Annotated in this window: 17 protein-coding genes and 1 tRNA gene; 4 read left to right on the forward strand and 14 right to left on the reverse strand. The window is 44.6% G+C overall.

All coding sequences use genetic code 11. The annotated features are described in order from the left end of the window. Together QZ918_RS21250 and QZ918_RS21255 are read left to right on the forward strand one after the other, a co-directional pair. Positions 1-1939: hybrid sensor histidine kinase/response regulator (locus QZ918_RS21250; protein WP_293338176.1), on the forward strand; the 1939-nt coding region annotated here is incomplete at its 5' end. Between the two features lie 108 nt (positions 1940-2047). Next, entirely contained in the window at positions 2048-2524 is a 477-nt protein-coding gene (locus QZ918_RS21255; protein ID WP_293338178.1) for a chemotaxis protein CheW, read from the forward strand. 123 nt (positions 2525-2647) lie between these two features. Here QZ918_RS21255 and QZ918_RS21260 read toward each other — a convergent pair whose 3' ends face one another. Then, complete coding sequence (locus QZ918_RS21260) at positions 2648-3253, reverse strand: hypothetical protein (protein WP_293338180.1); 606 nt, start codon at positions 3251-3253, stop codon at positions 2648-2650. Between the two features lie 148 nt (positions 3254-3401). Here QZ918_RS21260 and QZ918_RS21265 point away from each other — a divergent pair, with 148 nt between their 5' ends. Continuing rightward, entirely contained in the window at positions 3402-4106 is a 705-nt protein-coding gene (locus tag QZ918_RS21265; protein ID WP_293338182.1) for a pentapeptide repeat-containing protein, read from the forward strand. 198 nt (positions 4107-4304) lie between these two features. Here QZ918_RS21265 and QZ918_RS21270 read toward each other — a convergent pair whose 3' ends face one another. The 11 genes from QZ918_RS21270 to QZ918_RS21320 all read right to left on the reverse strand — a co-directional run bounded on the left by QZ918_RS21270 (position 4305) and on the right by QZ918_RS21320 (position 15672). Further along, on the reverse strand, positions 4305-5618 hold the full coding sequence (locus QZ918_RS21270; RefSeq protein WP_293338184.1) for a serine/threonine protein kinase: 1314 nt from the start codon (positions 5616-5618) through the stop codon (positions 4305-4307). Positions 5619-5944: 326 nt separating this feature from the next. Next, the gene (urtE, locus tag QZ918_RS21275; RefSeq protein ID WP_293142834.1) at positions 5945-6643 is read right to left on the reverse strand and encodes an urea ABC transporter ATP-binding subunit UrtE; all 699 of its coding nucleotides are present in this window, start codon (positions 6641-6643) and stop codon (positions 5945-5947) included. A 132-nt stretch (positions 6644-6775) separates the two neighbouring features. Continuing rightward, complete coding sequence (gene urtD / locus QZ918_RS21280) at positions 6776-7525, reverse strand: urea ABC transporter ATP-binding protein UrtD (protein WP_293338186.1); 750 nt, start codon at positions 7523-7525, stop codon at positions 6776-6778. A gap of 339 nt (positions 7526-7864) precedes the next feature. Next, on the reverse strand, positions 7865-8611 hold the full coding sequence (locus QZ918_RS21285; protein WP_293142828.1) for a TIGR00266 family protein: 747 nt from the start codon (positions 8609-8611) through the stop codon (positions 7865-7867). A gap of 209 nt (positions 8612-8820) precedes the next feature. Then, positions 8821-9963 (reverse strand): urea ABC transporter permease subunit UrtC, encoded by a 1143-nt coding sequence (gene urtC / locus QZ918_RS21290; RefSeq protein ID WP_293338188.1) that lies wholly within the window; start codon positions 9961-9963, stop codon positions 8821-8823. Between the two features lie 26 nt (positions 9964-9989). Next, positions 9990-11144, reverse strand: a complete 1155-nt coding sequence (locus tag QZ918_RS21295; protein WP_293338190.1) for an ABC transporter permease — start codon at positions 11142-11144, stop codon at positions 9990-9992. 109 nt (positions 11145-11253) lie between these two features. Next, on the reverse strand, positions 11254-12465 hold the full coding sequence (locus QZ918_RS21300; RefSeq protein ID WP_293142819.1) for an RNA-guided endonuclease InsQ/TnpB family protein: 1212 nt from the start codon (positions 12463-12465) through the stop codon (positions 11254-11256). Positions 12466-12617: 152 nt separating this feature from the next. Beyond that, positions 12618-12746: a hypothetical protein gene (locus QZ918_RS21305; protein ID WP_293142816.1), complete on the reverse strand. Its 129-nt coding sequence runs from the start codon at positions 12744-12746 to the stop codon at positions 12618-12620. 88 nt (positions 12747-12834) lie between these two features. Further along, a complete protein-coding gene (gene urtA / locus QZ918_RS21310) occupies positions 12835-14163 on the reverse strand; it encodes an urea ABC transporter substrate-binding protein (RefSeq protein ID WP_293338192.1) in 1329 nt (442 codons plus the stop codon). Between the two features lie 587 nt (positions 14164-14750). Then, positions 14751-14823: transfer RNA gene (locus tag QZ918_RS21315), tRNA-Ala, on the reverse strand. Positions 14824-14952: 129 nt separating this feature from the next. Then, complete coding sequence (locus QZ918_RS21320) at positions 14953-15672, reverse strand: HAD family hydrolase (RefSeq protein ID WP_293338194.1); 720 nt, start codon at positions 15670-15672, stop codon at positions 14953-14955. Positions 15673-15776: 104 nt separating this feature from the next. Between QZ918_RS21320 and QZ918_RS33290 the strand changes: the two genes are divergently transcribed. Beyond that, complete coding sequence (locus QZ918_RS33290) at positions 15777-15914, forward strand: hypothetical protein (RefSeq protein ID WP_527250422.1); 138 nt, start codon at positions 15777-15779, stop codon at positions 15912-15914. Positions 15915-15918: 4 nt separating this feature from the next. On the opposite strand, the gene QZ918_RS21330 is transcribed toward QZ918_RS33290, so the two are convergent. Together QZ918_RS21330 and QZ918_RS21335 are read right to left on the reverse strand one after the other, a co-directional pair. Beyond that, positions 15919-16818 (reverse strand): class I SAM-dependent methyltransferase, encoded by a 900-nt coding sequence (locus tag QZ918_RS21330; protein ID WP_293338196.1) that lies wholly within the window; start codon positions 16816-16818, stop codon positions 15919-15921. A gap of 199 nt (positions 16819-17017) precedes the next feature. After that, positions 17018-19543, reverse strand: coding sequence for an ATP-binding protein (locus QZ918_RS21335; protein ID WP_293338198.1), 2526 nt, complete (start codon positions 19541-19543; stop codon positions 17018-17020). Positions 19544-19612: the final 69 nt, after the last annotated feature.

Here is a 19612-nt window from a genome sequence, read left to right on the forward strand (position 1 = left end):
CCCCTCTCCCCCCCTCCCCAACCCACAAAGGCCGACAATCCGCGTAGATTTAGAACGCCTGACAGAATTGGTGAATCTAGTCGGAGAATTAGTCATCAACCGTACAAATTTGGAACTTCAAGAATCCGAATTGCGCGGCGAAGTCAAGCGAATTCGCCGCAGTATCGTAGATTTAAATCAATTCGGCGGCCAGTTGCGAGAAGAATACGACAGACTGAGTTTTGGAGACTGGAAAGGAGGAAACGGCAATTCGGGATTACGAAAACTTGCAGGATCTGAAACAGAATTTCCACTGATTGCTAACGGCAAATCCTCGATCGACCACAATCACTTCGATATCTTAGAGATGGATCGTTATACAGAGTTCCACTCGACAGCCGCAGAAGTCATCGAAACCACCGAAGCAATTTCTCAATCCGCCACCAAATTAGACACCTTAGCAATGAAATTCGAGCGCAGTACCGACCAACTGCGCCGCATCACCGAACAACTTCGCAGCCGCGTCATGCAGTTGCGAGTCGTGAGTTTCAGTCGCGCCGTAGACCACTTACCGAGGGCCCTCCGGGATATGTGCCTCACCTACGATAAAGATGTCAACCTCTTGTTAGTAGGAAGGGATACCAAAATAGACGAAAGTTTGCTCGACGCTTTGCGCGACCCCTTGGTACATTTAGTCAGAAACGCTTTTGACCACGGCATCGAAATGCCCGAAGTTCGGCAAGCAATTGGCAAACCCGCCAGCGGTCAAATTGAAATAGAAGCCCGCCACCAAGGCGGCCAAACTATCATTACCATCGCAGACGACGGCAAAGGAATTGACCCGGAAATCATTCGTCGCAAAATAGTTAAAAAAGGTTTAGCAACAGAAGAACAAGCCCAAGACTTTTCCATTGCCGAACTCTATGATTTTCTATTTTGGCCCGGTTTCAGCACTGCCGAGGAAGTGAGCGATCTTTCCGGGCGGGGAGTCGGACTCGACGTGGTGCGAACAAATTTGCGGACTGTGCGAGGGACTGTGAAGGTGGATTCTCGCCTGGGAAAAGGTACGAGTTTTATCATCAAACTGCCATTGTTGCTGTCAATTACTGAGGCTTTGATGGTAAAGACCGATCGCAATAAAATAGCAGTACCGCTAGATGCAGTCGAGGAAATTCTGCACGTGAAAGCTTCGGAAGTTCACACCGCCGGCAATCAGCCGATGCTGTGGTGGCGGGATGAATTTATTCGTTTGGTTCGGCTGCAAGATTTGCTCGAATACAGCGTCGTCGGGCCCGATGGCCCCTCTCCAGATCCTTTGACTCAAGATCACATTCCCGTCTTAGTTTTGGCTTCTACCGAAGGAATGTTAGCGGTGGCTGTGGAACGTTTGATCGGGCAGCAGGAAATTGTGGTTAAACCTTTGCCGCCGCCTCTATCCAAGCCTCGCGGGGTTTTGGGGAGTACGATTTTGGGGGACGGTAAAGTTGTAACTATTTTGGATGTGGATGATTTGGTGGGTCAACCTTTATCCAATAGTTCGATCGCCCCTGTGTCTGGTAAAGTGCCACAAGTGGCGCCGACTTCGAGTCAGTCGCCCCAGATTTTAGTAGTAGACGATTCCTATACAATTCGGCAGTTGTTGTCTCTGATGCTGACTCGCGCCCGCTACCGCGTAGTTCAGGCTAAAGACGGCTTAGATGCGCTGGAAAAGCTGCAAAATGGTCTTGATTGCAGTTTGGCGATTGTCGATATTGAAATGCCCCGGATGGATGGATTTGAATTATTGCGATCTATGCGATCGACCCAGCGGTTTGCTAAGATTCCCGTAGCCATGCTGACATCCCGCAGCGGCGAAAAACACCGACAAATGGCAATGGAATTAGGCGCCAATCAATATTTTACGAAACCTTACAGTGAATCTCTACTTTTAGAAGCAATACCAAAATTAATCAAAAATTAAATCAAAGGTACGTAGTTGCGCTTCAGCGCTCTTTCATATATCTGCCAAGAGCGCTAAAGCGCAACAACATACCTAAAAAACTTACTAAGATTTAAAATCTAAAATAGAATGACTCACACGAATTACAATCGCCGCTTTCGCAGCAAGAAACAAGGCGCTGTCAGAACTCCTCCTCGAAAACTTGTGTCCTTTGAACTGGGAAACGTTAATTATGCGGTTCCTATAGAAAAAGTGCAGCGCGTTGTCAAAGACTTTAATCCCTACGGTTTTTTAGATAGCGGTCAAAGTTTAGTGCGGCACCAAGAAGAACTAATTACCCTGATTAATTTATCTAAAATATTTCCCAGCAGTCGGAGTATTGCTGACTGTAACTACCTGATTGTTTGCAGCTTAAATAAAAGCGATCGATTGGGAATTCCCATTCCTGATATGCCGAAGATTTTGGAAATTCCCGAAGAAAGCTTCTGTGAAATTCCCGAACTGTACCGCCAACAGCAACTGCCTCCGGTAATAGAAAAATTAATTCGCGCGCCTGACGGTTCCGAAGTTTTTTATCTAAATTTGGATCTATTTAGCCCAACCTAATATAGCAACCGTAAAATTCATGAAGATTTGTAGGGGTAGTGCCCCGGTGCCTACCCCAGTAGCTAAGGGCAACCACGGGGGGATTGCCCCTACAAGAAACTATACAAATAATTTAGGATTGCTTTAGCAATTTTCAGTCATCATCCAAACGAGGAAACCCAAAATTTGCTCAACCGGAAGCAGAGAATAATCAGTAAGATCGATAGATACGCATTGCTCTTCTAGTTTAAGAAAACGCCAAACTGTACCGCTAGTTACGGTTCCGTAAATAGTCGATATCGGCTGTTGCTTTTGTTCGTTAAAACGTTGAGCAGCGACCATTTCTGCAAGGCATTGCCCCAAACCTGGTTTAAGGTCTTCTTTCTTGGCTTCCACCAAGACAACCGCAGGGGCTTTAATAAATAGTTGTTCCGGGGAACGACTTAGGAGAAAGTCCACATAGCCTGTGAGTTCAGCCTCCGGTTCTACATTGAATTCTTCGCCAGAAAAAACGCTAATCTGCCCTTGAAGCTGCCGTTTTACTTCCAGCAACACAGGATTGATAATCCCCTCAGAACGAGCTTTTTCACTGCTGACTGCGATCGCCCAGGGAATCGTTTCTTTCAGAGTATCCCGAAGTAAAGGACTAGGAGTGACTGGGGCAATTTCTGGTAAGAAACGCGCGCCTTCAATAATAGTAAGATTGAAATCCTCTACAGCTTTACTGAGTGTGAATTTACTGTAAGGCATAGGTTGATTATTTGCGATCGCATATCGTAAAACTTTTGGCTGAAATCAGGAATGTTTTATTTTTGGCTTAATATGCTTGATTGAGTGTACCATCTTTACATAGAATTTGCTGTAAATGGTATTCTTGCAAGCAAGAAGTTATTTTTTTATGAAAAAAATCACAATATTGTCGATCGCCCTGCTAATTTTTGCCGCCACTCTAGAATATCCGAAGGTGGGGCTGCAATATCGGGCGATCGGGCAAACACCAACGCCCCAAGCACCAACACCTCAACCACCAATAATTCAACCACAAATACCCCAACCACCAACAACTCAACCACCGACAACTCAACCACCAATACCCCAAACACCAACACCCCAACCAAAAGCAGAAGATCCCAAAAAGCTCGGTTACGTCTCCCCAGAATTTGCCGAAAGGTTCTCCCAGCAACAAATTGACCAAATCAACGCCAACGTCGAAACACTGTTGCTAACCCAAAGCTGCGTCCGTTGCGACCTCCGAGCTATAAAATTAGTTAACATACGCTTAAAAAATGCGATCGTCACAGGAGCAGATTTCTCAGACGCCAGCCTCAGCGGTAGCACCTTCGAGATCTCAGATTTTGTCAACACCAATATGGCCCGCACAGACTTAAGCGGAGCCCAGTTAATCGGAGCGAGAATCAGCAACACCAACCTCCGCAAAGCCAACTTGACAGGAACCAATCTAGACGGTGCAGACTTGCGATTTTCCGACCTCAGAGACGCAAATCTGTCCAATGCGAACCTCCGGAATGCTAATATAGATGGCGCTAGTATCGATCGAGCCAGCATGGCCGGCACCACAATGCCCGACGGTCGGAAAAATTAATAATATAGGGCGATTAAAATCGCTTCTTCTCAAACAAAGTCCGCCTGCGCGGACTGAATACAATTTCCTTTTTCTTATTTCTTGTTCCTTGTTCCTTGTTCCCAGGCTCTGCCTGGGAATAAATATCTAGAGTCTCCGCCTCATTCCCTCAAGTCTAGTATAATTTTTTTTAAATTATTGTAAAAATTCTCTGAAAAATTAAGAAAAAAGTCCTGCGATTTTAAACATCAACCAAATAGGAATAATTAAAACTAAACCAACAATGATTAGTAAACCCATTCCCCATCCAATTGTAGGAAGAGCTATAACTGCTATTAATGTTGCCACTATTCCTAGTGTAACCGTGAGGCTTACGCCCATTGTGGAAAACAAAATATTGGTAATATTTCCTACAAAGGAGATTAAAGGATTAGCAACTGTATTTACATAATCGTGGTTAGGCACAGCAGGAATTGAAGGTACAGGAACGTCAGAGTTAGTAAACCCTTGAAACCCTATTATGGCAAGCAAAAAAGTCCAACTCATAAACGTTAAAATACTGGCAGGATTCAAGTTGGTAGAAGTGTTAGGTTGATTTGGGCTAATTCCTATTGATGAATATGATTTTAAATTTTCTAATCTTTCCAAGATTTTTAGCGTATTTGTCGGTCGGTCACTAGCTTTTTGTGACATTAAATTATCAATAAAATTTGTTAAATTTGAGGAAACATGAGGAGCAAAGTTTCGCCAACGTAACTCATCATTCATCGGATCGTAAATTTCATTATCGCTTGGAGACTTACCTGTAAGTAAATAGACAAAAGTACGACCTAAAGCGTAAAAATCCGATTGGGGAACAGCATGACCTTTCTCTTGTTCGGGGGGAGTATAGCCTGCTGAAGCCAGTTTAGTAACATTTTTTCCACTGATTTTTGCTAAGTAAGTTCCTGTGATTTCTCTGGCAGTTCCAAAATCAATTAGTACCAAATGTTCATTATTAGCAAGCATAATATTAGAGGGTTTAATATCTCGATGAAAATAGTCTTGCTGATGAACTTGCTCTAAGATTTGAGTAATTTGCTTTAACCAAGCAATTGCCTCCTCCTCTGTAATAGGTTGATGATCGCGATTATTCATCCATTTTTCCAAATCTATTCCCTCTATGTATTCCATAGCAAAGCAGTGTAAAGCTTCCTTGCTATTCTTGGGACAAAATGTAAAGTATCCGTTGGCTTCAACTTTAGGAATACCAGGATGATTGAGTTGGCTCAATACTTCTGCCTCGTTCTGAAATAGTTCTACTGCTTTAGGTTGAGCGTTGAGATTTTGCTTTAATACCTTGATAATTTTGCGATCGCCATTTACTTCTTCAGCTTGGTAAACATCGCCAAAGCCACTATCATTACTTAGTAAGCTGATGACTCTGTACCTGCCTTGTAAAATTAATTCTGTACCGCAGTGGCTACAGAAAGCACTATTAGTATTGAGTGGAGTGCTGGGCTTAGAGCAATAAGGATTAATACAGTAGCTCATAGTGTTAATAAATCAATAAAGTCAGCTAATTATTACTATAATAGTTGAAGGCGTTTCAAGAGTTATATATTTTTAAATATTTTTTACGCCTAAGCCCCGACATTACCCCTGAACTGAGTAGTATTCCGCTATACCACCAAATTTCCTGAGCGATTAAAATCGCTTCTTGTCAAAGAAAGTCCGCCTACGCGGATTGAATACAAGTTTTTTGATTCCTTGTTCCCAGGCAGAGTCTGGGAACAAATATCTAGAGGATCCACCTCATTTCCCGATTGTTAATCAATCCGTATATCCGTCTTAAAATCCGTGTCATGCCTAACTTCGATTCAAACAGCCAAAAACCGCTGAATCACCTCATCACTCAACTCGCTAGTGCTTCCAGAAGCCACAATTCCCCCTTTCTGCATAGCATAATACCAATCAGCTTGCCGCACAAAATGCAAATGCTGCTCCACCAACAAAACCGAAATTCCCCTAGTAGCAACCACGCGGCGCACCGCAGCCTCAATGTCTAAAATAATAGACGGTTGAATCCCCTCCGTCGGTTCATCCAAAACCAGCAACTTCGGCTCACCCATCAAAGCCCTAGCAATCGCCAACTGCTGCTGCTGTCCCCCGCTCAAATCGCCCCCCATGCGATCGAGCATAGTCTTCAAAACCGGAAACAAATCAAAAATCTCATCAGGAACTTCAGGATTTTTGGTCAGAGTTGGTTTCGCTTCCAAACCTAGTAATAGATTTTCTTTCACAGTCAAACGCGGAATAATTTCGCGCCCTTGAGGCACGTAACCAATCCCCAATTTAGCCCGCTGGTGAGTCAACTTAGAGACAATAGATTGCCCGCCAAAATTAATTGTGCCGCTGCGCGGTTGCAGCAACCCCATTAAGGTTTTTAGCATAGTAGTTTTGCCAACACCATTGCGGCCGATCAAACAAACCATTTGCCCCGCATTGACACTTAAATCGACACCGCGCAAAATGTGACTTTCGCCGTAATAAACATTCAAATCAGAAACTTGCAGCATATGTTCAATAATGGGTAATTGATAATTGGTAATCGATAATTGGCAATGACAACTGTCAACTGTCAACTGTCAACTGTCAACTGTCAACTGTCAACTGTCAACTGTCAACTGTCAACTGTCAACTGTCAACTGTCAACTATCTTCCGGTTTTCCCAAATATACCTCAATTACGCGATCGTCATTTTGCACCTCATCCATCGTTCCCTCGCACAAAACAGCACCCTGATGCAACACCGTCACCTGCCGCGCAATTTGCCGCACAAACTCCATATCATGTTCAATTACCAACACCGAATGACTTTCTGCCAGCGAAATCAGCAACTCTCCAGTTAACACAGTTTCCTCATCAGTCAAACCCGCCACAGGCTCATCCACCAACAACAAATCAGGAGATTGCGCCACCAACATCCCAATTTCCAACCACTGCTTTTCCCCGTGAGAAAGCAAACCAGCCAAAACATCAGCCTTAGCAACCAAACCAATAGTTTCTAACAAACCCGCCACCGTGCGCTTTTCAGCAGCAGGAGCAGGCTTGAACAGAGTTGGAAATACATTTTTATTGGCGTTGCAAGATAGCTCCAAATTTTCGCGCGGCGTTAAATTCAAGTAAACTCGCGGCGTTTGAAACTTGCGGCCAATACCCAGACGCGCAATCTGATATTCCGACAATTGGCGCAAATTTTTTCCCTTAAACATCACTCGCCCTTCCGTCGGCTGCACCTTCCCAGTAATCGAATCGAGAAAAGTTGTTTTCCCCGCACCGTTAGGGCCAATGATAACTCGGAGTTCCCCCGCATCCATGCTGAAATTTAAACCGTTGATGGCTTTGAAACCATCAAAACTAACAGTCAAATTTTCTATCTCTAATACTTTTCCCTTCATAACTTTAATTACGCAATATACAACTGATTTTTCTTGATTTTCCCTAATTGTAGTTGTAGGGTGCGTCAGTCAACAGTCTTTGGAAAAGGCGAAATATCTGCGGGCTGACGCACCTTGCTTAATATCATGTCCGGTCGATTGACCGCAATAAGTAATGTTCGTAGTGCGGACTTCAGTCCGCATAATGCGGACTGAAGTCCGCACTACAAACTTTGATTGTTATGATAACTGACCGGACATGATATAACTGGTTATCCTGATTTTAACGTCCTAGGTGCGTCAGCCAACAGTATTTAGAACAACCAAAAAATCTGCGGGCTGACGCACCCTACATCAGCACTAGCCGCGATTGCTCATAAAGTCAAGCGAAATACTGTTAGAAGTGCTCGTTACAGGAGCTGGATTTGCAGCCATAATCCGCTCAGCCAACTTCGAGAGCGGCAAACTTTGCAAATACACTTTACCCGGCCCCGTTAGCTTCACCAAAAACAAGCCTTCGCCACCAAATAAAGCATTTTTAAAGCCGCCCACAAACTGAATATCGTAATCTACAGTCGGCGCAAAAGCGACCAAACAACCAGTGTCCGCCCGCAACACTTCGCCAACTCCCAAATTTTTCTCAACTATTGTTCCTCCCGCATGAACAAAAGCTAACCCGTTACCCTGTAATTTTTGCAGAATAAAGCCTTCTCCGCCAAAGAAACCGGCACCCAGCCGCTTGGTGAAAGCTACCTCAATTTCAATCCCGTTGGCGGCACAGAGAAATGAGTCTTTTTGACACAAAAACTTACCGCCAAGTTTGCCTAAATCGAGGGGAATTACTTTACCCGGATAGGGGGCGGCAAAAGCGACGCGGGCCTTGCGATTTCCGGCGTTGACAAAGGTGGTAATGAAAAAACCCGCTCCTGTCAGCATCCGCTTGAAACCTTGAAATAGGCCACCACCTGTGGATGTTTGCATTTGGATGTCGCCTTCCATGTATGTCATGGTTCCTGCTTCGGCCCTGACGCCTTCTTTGGGGTCGAGTTCAATCTCGATGAGTTGCAAATCGTCGCCGTAGATTTTGTAGTCAATAATATCTGCCATACGTTTCCCCTCAAATTTAAAAAAACGAAGCTGGTTGCTACTGATATCTAAGCAGGTGGACATATATATTGCATCTGGGGAGCGAGTCATGTTAACGAAGCGAGCCGCTCCGAAAGCTGGTCTCAAGTCTATGGCGATTGCTTCGTTTCTCTCTTCCGGGTGACATTTATTTATATCCGCCTACTTATATATACACGATATTTTTGCAATCAATGTTCAAGTTCTTCTTTTTCGTGCTGTACTTCGGGGTCTTGTTCCAGGCTGGGGTAAGTAGATACGTACTTCGGTTTTCTGAACAAGCGGCGAATTTGCTCAAAATCATGATATTGCACCCATCCGACTAACCCGTCTGGCAAGACTGTGACTACTATTAAAAATAGCGCGCCTTGGAAAAATAGCCATACTTCGGGGAATTGTTCGCTCAAGAAACTTTTGCCAAAGTTGACTAGCAGCGCTCCCAATATTGCTCCTGATAATGTGGCGCGACCTCCGACTGCTACCCAAATTACCATTTCGATGGAAAATGCTATATCCATTGCCTTGGGCGAAATAATTCCCGTTTGTACGGTGAATAATGCGCCTGCAATCCCTGCCAAGCCGGCGGAAATTGCAAATACTAAAACTTTGTATCCTGTGGGATTGTAGCCGGAGAAACGCAGGCGCACTTCGTCGTCGCGAATTGCTAATAGCAAGCGCCCGAAACGCCCGCTTGTCAGCCAGCGGCAGAGGGCGTAAGTTGCTGCTAAAAATATTACGGTGAGAATGTAGAAAATATATTGAGTATCTCTGCCGTTTACTTGGACTCCGAACAGGGTTTTAAAGTCGGTGAGTCCGTTGGTGCCGTTAATCAGTTTTTGTTGGCCGTTAAAGAAGTTGAAAAATACAATTGTGGCTGCTTGGGTGAGAATTGAAAAGTAAACGCCTCGAATGCGATTTCGGAATACTAAGTAACCTAAAAGTCCGCCCAAGATGGCGGGGATGATGAATATTGCGAGGACTGAGAAGGGAAATGAATAGAATGGTTGCCAAAACCAGGGAAGTTCAGTGACACCGTAGAGGTTCATGAATTCGGGTAATTGACTGCTGGTGTTTGGGGGGAATTGCAGTTTTAGGTGCATGGCGAAGGCGTAGCCACCGATCGCAAAAAATACGCCATGTCCCAGACTGAGCAAACCTGTATATCCCCAAATTAAGTCTATACCGAGAGCTACAATCGCTAGTGCTAAAAATCGTCCCAATTGGTTGAGACGAGCGTCAGGAAGTATGCCTGGGACGATCGCGATCGCAATTAGAGCGATCGCGCCTACAATTGCTGCTTCTTTGAACAGAGCCGTTTTTTCTGTATTCTTCATTTTTTTGCCGCTCAAAGCTGTAGTTTTTAATTCTCAACTGTGCGTCCTTTTTGCGGAAAAATTCCTCCCGGCCGCACTTGCAGAAAAGCCATAATTAAGGCGAATACCATGACTTTTGCCATGCTGGTGGTGGCGAAAAATGTGAAGAAATCAGCTAAGGGCTTGACAGGAGCAAACATTAATGCAAGCGTTCCCGATCCGATGAGATAATTTGCAGTGCCGATCGCCATTGCAGCAACTATACTGCCCATAATCTTGCCCACACCGCCGACAACCACCACCATAAAGGTATCGACTATATAATTTTGTCCCGTATTTGACCCTACAGAACCAATCAAACTAATCGCGCACCCAGCGACACCAGCCAATCCCGATCCCAAAGCAAAAGTCAGCGCATCTACTTGTTCGGTAGGTATTCCCAAACAAGCACTCATGCTGCGATTTTGAGTCACAGCCCGAATCCGCAATCCCCACACAGACTTTTGCAAAAATAGGTAAATTCCCGCCAAACAAATGCCTGTCAGCACAATAATAAAAAGTCGGGCGTAGGGTAACTGAAAAGTTCCCAGCGGGATGCCGCCACGCAGCCATCCGGGCGCAGTCACATCAACGTTTTGAGCGCCAAACCAAGGTTTAGTTACTGCGAGTTGGTAAGTTTGTGCTAAAAATGCGCTCGCCGCCCAGGAAATACCGAGAGATAGAGGCAAAATTATGGCGATAAATTTGCTGCGAGTGCGATCGAAATCGGGGCGTCGCTTCAGCACCTGCAAACCGCCAAAAAATAGCAAACAGAATACTGCAATTCCCGTTACCAGCACCCAACTGACGCTGCGGACAAACTGCTGTAAAATCAAACTTACGCCCCAAGTTGCCAGCAGAGTTTCTAGCGGCCGCCCGTAGAGATAGCGAATCACTCCTCGTTCGAGAATTAATCCTACTAATGCCGCCACTAAAAAAGCGAGGGGAATTGCAAATAAAATATAAGTTTCAAAGGCAAATTCTCCCATACCTTTGAAGACATTCTGCACTACAAAAGTTGTATAAGCGCCCAACATCATCAACTCGCCGTGAGCCATATTAATCACGCCCATCAGCCCAAAAATAATCGCTAATCCCAGCGCTGCAATTAGCAAAACAGCGCCGATGCTTATGCCATTAAATAAACCGTCCAAGATCGCCACTTGTTTTCCTCTTACTTTTTAGGTACAATAAATATTTTTTGTAGAGGTGGGTTTTATTTCATTCGTCTCAACTTAGAAGTGACATACTCCTACACTGACGCTCGTACAGTTAGCGTGTAGGCTTCTCACCAAATCCAGCTATTGCTTCGGATACTCGATGAGCTTTAAGAACGGAATGCCCTACCGCTCTGTTTTTGATATTTATTGCCGCATTAAGATCGCGGTCAAGACTACATCCACAATGCGGACAGTCGTGCCATCTGTCATGCAGTTTTTTAGGTACTTTCTCGCCACAATTGGAACAATCTTGACTAGTGCCAGATGCTTTAACTGGGACAACCAATAAACCAGCATTTTCGGCTTGGTTTTTTAGTATCGACAGAAAGCTTGACCATCCGGCATCAAGGACAGATTTTGCCAACCATGTACGTGCAAGTCCTTTGAAATTCAAATCTTCAACCGCGACAACATCATATTTTTTCAACAAGTTGTTAGCTGTTTTGAAATGAAAATCTTTGCGTTTATCGGCAACCTTTTTATGTCGCTTGCCTAACTGTTTCACCGCTTTTAATCTTCGATTGCTTCCTTTTTTCCGACGGGAAACACGTTTTTGAATAACTTTTAAACGTTTTTGAGACTTACGGTAATGCTGAGGTATGGCAACAGTTTCACCCTCAGAAGTTGTCAAAAACTCCTTTAAGCCAACATCAATACCAGTTATTAACTCTGGATTGAAATCGGGTTTAATTGTTGGAACTGTCGCATCTTCCAGGCTGAGAGTTAAATAGTAACCGTCAGCCTTTTTTGTAATAGACGCTGTTTTGATTTTAAAACCATTCGGAACGGGACGATGCAAAATAACTTTAACTTTTCCCAACATCGGAAGATTGATTAAGTTGCCTTGCAAGCATCCATCCTTCATCTGAGGATAAGTAAAAGTTCTGTAACGATCGCGAGACTTAAACCTCGGTTTACCGCTACGCTTCCCGTTACTGTCACCTTTCAAAAATCTGTCAAAAGTTACCTTGACTCTCTTGACAGTATCCTGTAGAACTTGTGAGTAAATTTCGCTATACCAAGGATGAGTTTTCTTCAGCTCGGGCAGTGTTTTCTTTTGACTGTAGTAATCGGGATTGTCCCGTAATTCTGGAAGGTTACAAAGCAGAGGACAGGCGTTGACAGGGCAACGATTTTGTTCGTACCAGTTAAATCTATCTGCCAACAAATAGTTATATTGAGCGCAAAGCATAGACAACCATCTATCTAATTCTATTGCTTGTTGCTTATTTGGGCGTAATTTATACTGGTATGCTGTCCTCATTTATTTCTACCTCCTATTGCTACTATGTTACCATAATTGTGTAACTCTTGATTCGCTACAAATACCCAAGATTGGCAATTCGTCATCGACCGACATCGCTGATTGAACTGCGTTCAATATTGCTCGTCGGTCAATTCCTCATTGCCTCGCATTCATCCCACACTAACCTGAGTACAAGTATAATGGGGATGAATGCTGTGCCAGCTAAAACCCGTATAATAGCGCTGCTGGCGAAGTCTCGATCGCCCTAGATTGCCTGCGGGAGGGAGACTTTGAAACAAAGATCTTGTCCCCCCCCTCCCTGATGGGAGGTTAGGGGCGATCGAAGATCTGTTGCCAACATTAATTAATAAAATTGGTCTTGGCTACTTATGGTGTCTTGAATTTGCCACCTTTTGCGGGGTCAGACCAATCGCAGGAAAAACCTTTGGTTTCAGCGACAAACTGATTCCAAGGAATCGGCTTCACGGCTTCTGGCGTAGCAAAAGCGATTTCAAACAAACCGTCTTCTCTCACTTTGCCCAACCGCACAAATTTAGAAAGGTGATGGTTAGTTTCGAGGGTTACTTTGCCCTCCGGCGCGTCGAATGTTTGACCCAAAGCTGCCGCCCGTACCTTATCTAAATCGTCTGGTGTTCCTGCTTTTTCGACGGCTTGCTTCCACAGGTAAACCATGATGTAAGCAGCTTCCATCGGATCGTTAGTCACTCTATCTTTGCCGTATTTTGCCTTGAAAGCTTCCACAAATTTTTTATTTGCGGGAGATTCCACAGTCATGAAGTAATTCCAGGCGGCGTAATGGCCTTTGAGATATTCTACGCCGATCGCCTTTACTTCTTCTTCTGCTATACTGACTGACATTGACGGATATTTGTCCGGCCCCAAACCTGCGCCCTGCAACTGTTTGAAGAATGCGACGTTGCTGTCGCCGTTGAGGGAATTGAAAATGACACCACCTTCGGGTAAAGCTGCCTTGATTTTAGTAATAATTGGCGTGACTTCTGTACCGCCCAAAGGTATGTAATCTTCCCCAACTAATTCGCCACCTTTGGCTGCTAGCTGTGCTTTGATAATAGTGTTTGCGGTGCGGGGGAAAACGTAGTCCGAGCCGACTAAGAAGAATTTTTTGCCTTTATTTTCTAGCAGCCAGTCTACTGCTGGTTCGATTTGCTGGTTCGGTGCAGCCCCGGTATAAAAAATATTCTTGGAACACTCTTGACCCTCGTATTGTACGGGATACCAGAGCATATGATTTTTTTCTTCAAATACTGGCAATACTGCTTTCCGGCTGGCGGATGTCCAGCAGCCAAAGACAGTGACAACTTTGTCTTGATCGATCAATTTTTTGGCTTTTTCGGCAAAAGTCGGCCAGTCTGAGTTGCCGTCTTCTACTATTGCTTGGATTTGTTTTCCGAGGACGCCGCCAGCTTTATTGATTTCTTCTATCGCTAATTGTTCGGCCTCCACAACGCTTTTTTCGCTGATTGACATTGTGCCGCTCAAGGAATGCAAAATTCCTACTTTGATCGTGTTCCCACTGCTGGCTGCTGGTGTTGCTGGTGTAGTTCCTGCTGCTGTGGGAGAAGCGGCTGGGGTTGCGGTTGGAGTGGGAGTTCTACAAGCTTTTAGAAATAAACTTGATGTGAGGGTAGCAGAACTGTATAAGAGAAATTTCCGCCGATCGAATCGCTTTGTCATTTTTTCTAGTTACTCCTGAATAGCTCTGTCAGATGATTGAGAATAATAACACATAGCGACTTGATATTAAGACTCGCTTTAGAAGACTGTTGTACTTTTAGATACAAAACTTATTATTGATTGACAAAATCTTGATTTTGTGTGGATTGATAGTAATACCAATTTTTTATGAGGCCCCGTAGAATCTGATCCCCCCTAACCCCCCTTAATAAGGGGGGGACAAGATTCTTCTCAAAGTCCCCCTTCTTAAGGGGGATGCGAGGGGGATCGAGATATATGCAACGACCCATTAAATTGGTATAACTGCGCTAAAAATGAGGTTTACTAACGTATATACGTCTTTTCAGCAATCTGTCTAAAGTTGGAAACCCGGTGGTTTTTGTAGACAAAGACGTTATTGATGTTATGAGACGTGGCAGCAATCGGGTAATGGCAAACTCATAGCCAAATATCAAAGCAGATGCACATCGCCCTTTCTACAAATATAGCAACAGCCAGAGCGGTTGACAGCCAACAGCGACATCTACCTAGACACAAGAGGATTCGAGTAATGAATCGTCTTCTTTGGTCAACAGTTCCCTGATAGATGGAGAATAGCGGACTCGAACCGCTGGCCTCTGCGGTGCGATCGCAGCGCTCTACCAACTGAGCTAATTCCCCTGATTGACTTTTAATTTAGCATTTTAAATGCCCGATTGCCGAATCTCAAAGCCTTACAGGTCGCATTTGTATTGACTTTGGCAGACAGTCAACTACGTTAGCACGTAACTGCTAAAAACGTCAAGTGTTTTATGCTACTGGTGGAGTCGGGGCGATCGAGCAAAGTTGGGCTACTCTGTCCAATTCTAAATCAGCAAAATAGTCCACCGTCCAATTAGCTTGGCGCTGGATCATGTGAAACGGGTAAGTGTGAGTCACCCCCGCTACCTGAATCCCTGCTTTTTTCGCCGCTTCTATCCCTGCAAAAGTATCTTCTAATGCCAAACACTCGATCGCTTGCAAGTTAAATTCGGGATATTTTTGGTTGAGAAGTTCCACCGCCAACAGATAACCGTCGGGTGCTGGTTTGCTCGCCATCAAGTCGTCGCCTGCGACAATTAATTCAAAGTTTGCAGCCAAACCCGATCGATCTAACACTAATTCTATATCCGATCGCATTGCCGCGCTAACTACCGCCATTTTTAGTCCGGAAACCCGAATTTTGTCAATAAATTCTGCCACATCTGAATAAATGGGCAATTTTTCCAAACTATTGATTGCTTCCTGATAAGCTTGGGCCTTGCGAAGTAGCAAGCGATCGAGGTATGTTTCTGTCAGATATCGTCCCCGGCGCTTCAGCAGTTCGGTAATACAAGTGCGATCGCTCTTTCCCAAGCACACTTCCCGAAACTCCCCACGTTTGAGTTGGAGATTTTCGTCGAGCATTAGTCGATCGATTATTTTCTCGTGAATCGACTCGTCATTAATAATAACGCCATTAAAATCAAATAAAACTGCTTTTAGAGTCATTAGTCATTAGTTATTGGTTATTGGTTATTAGTTCTTGGTTATTGGTTATTGGTTATTGGTTATTGGTTATTGGTTATTGGTTATTGGTTATTGGTTATTGGTTATTGGTTATTGGTTATTGGTTATTGGTAATCGGAACACCAACTATCAACTGTCAACTGTCAACCGTCAACTGTCAACTGTCAACTGTCAACTGTCAACTGTCAACTGTTAACTGTCAACTGTTAACTGTCAACTGTTAATACATCAAGCTGGTGCTGGAATTCCCGGTAAATCACCATCCAAATCAGGAACCAAATCGATCGGATTCCAAACCTTCGCCGCCCGCACCGGTTCCAAATCTTCCCCAGGAAGAGGTTTCACACCCTGCGTTACCTGATGCACCCACCAGTAATCCTGAGTTTGCACCGCCGCGAATCCAGCAGCCCCCGCCCAAGCATCAATACTACCAGTTGCATAAGACTTAATATAAGGCTCTTCAAAGATATCAGTCAGCCACTCTGTCTGCCGCAAAGTTTTTTGGTTTCCGTCCAAAATTGCCACTTGTCCCCCAACCTTCAGCAATCGGAAACTTTCTCGTAAAATTGCCCGCGATACCGCAGGTGGCGTCTCGTGAAACAGCAAGGAAGCTGCAACTAAATCAAAGCTGGCGTCAGCAAAAGCCACGCTTTCGGCATTTCCGTGCAACCACTCGATATTTAAGCCGGCTTTTTGCGATTTCATTTCGGCGACTACCAGCATATATGGCGACAAATCCAGGCCGACAACTTCCGCTTCGGGAAAGGCTTGTTTGAGCATCAGCGTGGTTGAGCCAGTGCCGCATCCCAAATCGATGATTCGGCGCGGCTTCACCCGCACACCGTCTATTAAGCCTTGTCTGACGACTGTTTCGTGGGGAAGCAAAACGTATTGCGTAATTGGATCGTAGGAAACCGCTGCACTGGGGTTGAGGTAGCCGCCTTCGATGCCGTGAAAGTTTTGGCTGCTGTAATATTCGGGATAAACTAGGTTAGGTTGTCGGTGGCGATCGCCCGCTGCTTCCCAGTCGATACCTTCGTAGAGTCGTTTCAGTGCTTGTTCGTCGATCGCCAGTCGTATCAGAGGCGACAAAAAGCGTTCAAAAATTGTATCCTTGCCAACAGCCATAAAACTCCTTGCACAACAACTATTTTAATTTTAGCCAAAGCCAGCCAACTTAGCATTCACTAAATTTACTTTGCCAGAAAGAATTGGTTGAAAGCCTCTCCCTTGGGCGTAGAAATTAAAATCAGACTATTCATTATTCCAATCCTCTTCCTTGTAGGTAGAGGTCGCTCTTAAACTGTCAACTGTCAACTGTCAACTGTCAACTGTTGAACTGCGTTGCACTCATCCGTGGCGTTCCTTCCCTCTTCCTGCTTGCCTCTTGATGCTCGCCCGCGATCGGAATTTTTATCAAAAACTCCGTCCCCCCGCCCTTAGGTTGAGCAATTTTGATACTGCCGCCATGTCCGTCCACTACAATTTTGTAGCTAATTGCCAATCCCAAACCAGTGCCTTGCCCGACTGGTTTTGTAGTAAAAAATGGGTTAAAAATTTGGTCTTGAATGCTTTCGGGAATGCCAGGGCCGTTGTCGGCAATCGTCACCTTCAGAAATTTACCGCCATTTTGTCGAACTACTCCCGTGGAAATAGTAATGATTTTATCCAGGCGCTCGATCTCGTTCAAAGCATCCATCGCATTGCTCAGCAAGTTCATAAACACCTGATTTAGCTGAGACGGATAGCACTCGACTGAAGGCACTTTTCCGTATCTCTTGACTATATAAATCCCATTCTTGATCCGGTTGGAGAGCAGCAGCAAGGTATTTTCGATACCTTCGTGAATGTCCGCCAGTTTTTTGTCAGATTCATCGAGGCGAGAAAAGTTTCGCAAAGAAAGAACTATGGTGCGAATGCGTTCGGTTCCTATTTTCATAGAATTCAACATATGCGGCAAATCTTCCTCAATAAAATCTAACTCGATTGCTTCGGCAAACTCTTCGATTTCCGGAGTCACTTCTGGGAATGTTTGTTTGTACAAACTCACCAAATCTAACAAATCTTTAGTATATTTTGTGGTGTGAGGCAAATTAGCCGAAATGAAGTTAACCGGGTTGTTGATTTCGTGAGCTATCCCGGCCACCATTTGACCCAGGGATGACATCTTCTCGCTCTGCACTAAATGAGTTTGTGTTTTTTTGAGTTCATCTAAGGCACTATTGAGCAGTTTTACTTGGTCTTGGGTTTGACTGTAAAGGTGAGATTGATTGATGGCGATTGCCAGTTGGTCTGCCACAGCTTTTAACAATTGGATTTCCTCCCCGCTCCAAAACCAATGGGTAGCATGACTGCAAATTAAATAACCCTGCCGCTCGTTGTGAGTCTGGACATGGACGGCTAAATAGCTATTAGCTTTAAGTTCGATCGGTTGACTGGCACTCTGGAACCCAGTGTCGCTAGACAGAAGAATTGGCTCGCATTTATCGCTGCGGACTGACGAATTTTCCGAAAAGTAAGGATCGAACTCGATCGCTTCTTTGGGACACTCAAATTCGCATGATTCCCACAGAATTTGTAAGGTTTTATTTTGCGGTTCGTGCCAACCAAAAGCCGCCCGTTCTAGGTGCAATAAATTAACTATTTCTTCCACTGTACTTTGCACAATTATGTCTAGTTCTAGGGAATCTTGAATGCGTCCGGCAATGCGGTTTAGCATGGCTTCTCGCTCCGCTTGAACGCGATTGTTTTCGGAGGAGTAAATTAGCCAAATTGCTGCTAGCATTGCCGGGACGAGCAGTCCGCCGACGACGGATGTCAGCAAATTTAATGCTTGGAGTTGGGATTCAATATTTTCGCGGGGAATTACTAGAGCCATTGACCAGTTAACTTCGCTGAGGGAAGCATAGGCTACATACACCCATTTGTCATCTATTTTTACCAGTTCGATATTCGTCTGATGGCTGGTCATATTGCGCGCAATTGCCGCTAATCCTGGGTCTTGTGATTTTAAAAAAGTTGGGGCTGGCAGGTCGATAGTTCCGATTAATTTATTGTTGGGATGAATAATTGGCACTCCTGCTGAATTAAGCACAAAAGCATAGCTGTCAGAACCGTACTGCAAGCTGTTAGCTACAGAGGCTACTCGGTCTACTTTAATGCTGCCTGCAAGAACTCCAATTACTTTGTTTGGAGTGGGAGGCAATTCCCAAAGTGGAGCTGCAATGATGATTGTTGAAAGCTTGCTGCTGCGTCCGATTAGCGGGTCGGAAACGTTGACCTTTCCGTTCATTGCCTTTTGAAAGTGTTGGCGGTCTTTGGTGTTGGTGTTAGTGCCTAAAGTGTTCTGCACCGATCCATCGGCTTGAACTAATGACAATAAGAAATACTCTTTTAACCTGTAGGTTTCTCCTTGCAAAATTGGTTCAACTAATTTCCAATCGAGAGTGCGAACAGTAGGAGAGTAAGCAATGGTTTCTATTTCTGCTTTGCGACTGCTGAGCCACTTATCGATTTCTTCACTGCCTTTTTCTAATTTTAATAGTGCTATTGCCTTTAAATTGTCGAGGATTAGTCCGCGCACTACGAAATAGCTAATGCAAGCAGTGGTGCTAATAGTTAAAGCCGTGCTGCCCAGTATTAGTAGTGTCAGCAAATGGCGGCGCTGCCGTCTGTGCTGCCAAAGACTGTGCGCTTGCTGCCACCGCAATTGAGCAGAATTACTTATTTTTTGCCACAAGCGGCGCAGCTTTTTTGTTTGATGGGGCGGCTGCACAGACACAGTTCGGGCTTGATTTGCTGGGTTTTGCATCATCAAATGTTCTCGTCGAGAGTCTAATAGATCAAACGGCATTTGTTATTCGTAATCCGGCAGAATTAATATTAGATAAATAGTGAGGGTTTGAGTCCTCATTGGTTATAC

It is taken from the genome of Microcoleus sp. CAWBG58 (assembly GCF_020883045.1).
Classification (GTDB): domain Bacteria; phylum Cyanobacteriota; class Cyanobacteriia; order Cyanobacteriales; family Microcoleaceae; genus Microcoleus.

Bases quoted from the DNA above. Each gene is read 5' to 3' on its own strand.
- urtA (WP_293338192.1), bottom strand. From the start codon at position 14,163: ATGACAAAGCGATTCGATCGGCGGAAATTTCTCTTATACAGTTCTGCT.
- QZ918_RS21330 (WP_293338196.1), bottom strand. From the start codon at position 16,818: ATGGCTGTTGGCAAGGATACAATTTTTGAACGCTTTTTGTCGCCTCTG.
- QZ918_RS21285 (WP_293142828.1), bottom strand. From the start codon at position 8,611: ATGGCAGATATTATTGACTACAAAATCTACGGCGACGATTTGCAACTC.
- QZ918_RS21265 (WP_293338182.1), top strand. From the start codon at position 3,402: ATGAAAAAAATCACAATATTGTCGATCGCCCTGCTAATTTTTGCCGCC.
- QZ918_RS21255 (WP_293338178.1), top strand. From the start codon at position 2,048: ATGACTCACACGAATTACAATCGCCGCTTTCGCAGCAAGAAACAAGGC.
- QZ918_RS21260 (WP_293338180.1), bottom strand. From the start codon at position 3,253: ATGCCTTACAGTAAATTCACACTCAGTAAAGCTGTAGAGGATTTCAAT.
- QZ918_RS21300 (WP_293142819.1), bottom strand. From the start codon at position 12,465: ATGAGGACAGCATACCAGTATAAATTACGCCCAAATAAGCAACAAGCA.
- QZ918_RS21335 (WP_293338198.1), bottom strand. From the start codon at position 19,543: ATGCCGTTTGATCTATTAGACTCTCGACGAGAACATTTGATGATGCAA.
- urtC (WP_293338188.1), bottom strand. From the start codon at position 9,963: ATGAAGAATACAGAAAAAACGGCTCTGTTCAAAGAAGCAGCAATTGTA.
- urtE (WP_293142834.1), bottom strand. From the start codon at position 6,643: ATGCTGCAAGTTTCTGATTTGAATGTTTATTACGGCGAAAGTCACATT.
- QZ918_RS21320 (WP_293338194.1), bottom strand. From the start codon at position 15,672: ATGACTCTAAAAGCAGTTTTATTTGATTTTAATGGCGTTATTATTAAT.
- urtD (WP_293338186.1), bottom strand. From the start codon at position 7,525: ATGAAGGGAAAAGTATTAGAGATAGAAAATTTGACTGTTAGTTTTGAT.
- QZ918_RS21270 (WP_293338184.1), bottom strand. From the start codon at position 5,618: ATGAGCTACTGTATTAATCCTTATTGCTCTAAGCCCAGCACTCCACTC.